The organism is Micromonospora acroterricola (assembly GCF_003172955.1).
Taxonomy (GTDB): domain Bacteria; phylum Actinomycetota; class Actinomycetes; order Mycobacteriales; family Micromonosporaceae; genus Micromonospora; species Micromonospora acroterricola.
The window spans coordinates 1-1669 of sequence record NZ_QGKR01000013.1 but is presented as its reverse complement, the minus strand read 5'-3'; the positions used below and the strand labels follow the sequence as shown (position 1 = coordinate 1669).

2 protein-coding genes are annotated in these 1669 nt (G+C 77.0%); both read right to left on the bottom strand.

The window, feature by feature from the left end; translation table 11 throughout:
• Positions 1 to 235: 235 nt before the first annotated feature.
• Positions 236 to 1033 carry an isocitrate lyase/PEP mutase family protein gene (locus tag DKT68_RS00090; protein ID WP_109815412.1) on the bottom strand — a complete coding sequence of 266 codons (798 nt, stop codon included), beginning with the start codon at positions 1031 to 1033 and terminating at the stop codon, positions 236 to 238.
• The coding region (locus DKT68_RS31665) for a cytochrome P450 (RefSeq protein ID WP_236646637.1) at positions 1030 to 1669 on the bottom strand (640 nt) is incomplete at its 5' end. The genes DKT68_RS31665 and DKT68_RS00090, both read right to left, overlap by 4 nt.

Genomic DNA, 1669 nt, shown 5'->3' with positions numbered 1-1669 from the left:
GCGGTGGGCGACGTGGGCGTGCCGGGTTGCTGTCCCGGGCTACGGCTGGGCACTCGCATGACGGGGGTCCCTTCTCCGGCCACGACTTCGGGTACATCGCCCTGAACACACCGTAATCAGCTGGACCGGAACGGACCGAACAATCCTCCTATCTACCCCGAAGGGAGCGGCGTGGCCGAGGCACGTCAGCCGCGTCGGCCGGTGACGAACCCACGGCTGACCGGCGGCGGGACCGTCACGCGCCGGCCGTGGGCACCAGGCCCTGCACCTCGGCGTACGACGGCAGCCCCGAGGGCGCCACGAACCGGCCGGCGCGGACCGCGTCGGCGGTGGCGACCGCGGCGGCCAGCGCGGCGCGGAACAGCAGGGAGCCGGTGCTGACCCGGGCGACCCCGGCCCGGCCCAACTCGTCCAGCGTCGGCCCGCCCGGCTGGTACAGCGCGTTCAGCGGCGCGTCGACCCGTTCGGCGAGCACCCGCAGGGTCGCCAGGTCGACGATGCCCGGCACGAAGATCCCGTCGGCGCCAGCGGCCACGTAGGCCCGGGCGCGAGTGAGGGTCTGCGGCAGCGGGTCGGCCACGCCCAGCCACCAGGTGTCGGTGCGGGCGTTGACGAACAGGTCCGGCACCGCCGCCTTCACCGCCGCGATCGTCTCGGCGGTGCGGGCAAGGTCGGCCAGGGTGCCGTCGGCGCGTCCGTCCTCCAGGTTGATCCCGACGGCGCCGAGCCCGGCCAGCTCCGCCACGTACCCGGCGACCGCGCCCGGATCGTCGCTGAACCCGGCCTCCACGTCGACGGTGAGCAGCAGCGGCAGCCGGCCGAGCCGGCGCGTCAGGGCCAGGGTCTGCTCGGCGGTGGCCGCCACGCCGTCGGGACGGCCGGCGGCGGCGGCGACGCCGAGACTGGTGGTGCCGATCGCCGGATGGCCGCCCGCGGCGAGCGCCGCCGCCGAGGCGTGGTCCCAGGCGTTCGGCAGCAGCAGCGGACGGCCGGTGTGGTGCAGGGCGCGGAACGCGGCACGACGGTCGGTCATCGGACGCTCACCTCCAGGCTCGTCGGGACACGCAGGGTCGGGTGTGGCTCGTGCCGCAGCACCGCAGGGGTACGCAGGCAGCGTTCCCGCAGCACGTCGAGCACCCCGGCGGCGAGGGCCAGGGCGTGCCGGTCGCCGGGACACCCACGCTCCCCCGCCCCGAAGGTGAGCAGCCCGGCGCCGGGCCGGTCAGGCCGGAACGCGGCCGGCTCGGCGAACACCAGCGGGTCACGGTTCGCCGCGTCGAACCGCAGCAGCACCGGGCTGCCGGGCGGCAGGTCCCGCCCGCCGAGCCGTACCGCGCCGATGGTGACCCGCCGCGTGGCCCGTACCGGCGGGTCGAGTCGCAGCACCTCGACCAGCAGATCCACCGTCCGTTGCCGGGCCAGCGGGGCAGTCGGTCCCTTCCCGGGCGGCGGGGCGGTCAGTATCTGCCCGGCCGGCGGGGCGGTCGGTCGCCCACCAACCGGCGGGGCGGTCGGCCTCTCCCCTGCCGGCGGGTTGGCTGGTCCCCCTCCGTGCGGCAGGTCCGCCGGCCCGCTCCGGGCCGGCGGGTTGTCGGTCTCGCGGGCAGCGGGCAGCGGCAGCAGGTGGTGCGCGGCGGCGCCGATCAGGCCGGCGGTCGCGTCGCAGGCC

Excerpts from the sequence above, each read along its gene's own strand:
- DKT68_RS00090 (WP_109815412.1), bottom strand. The coding sequence starts at position 1,033 with ATGACCGACCGTCGTGCCGCGTTCCGCGCCCTGCACCACACCGGCCGT.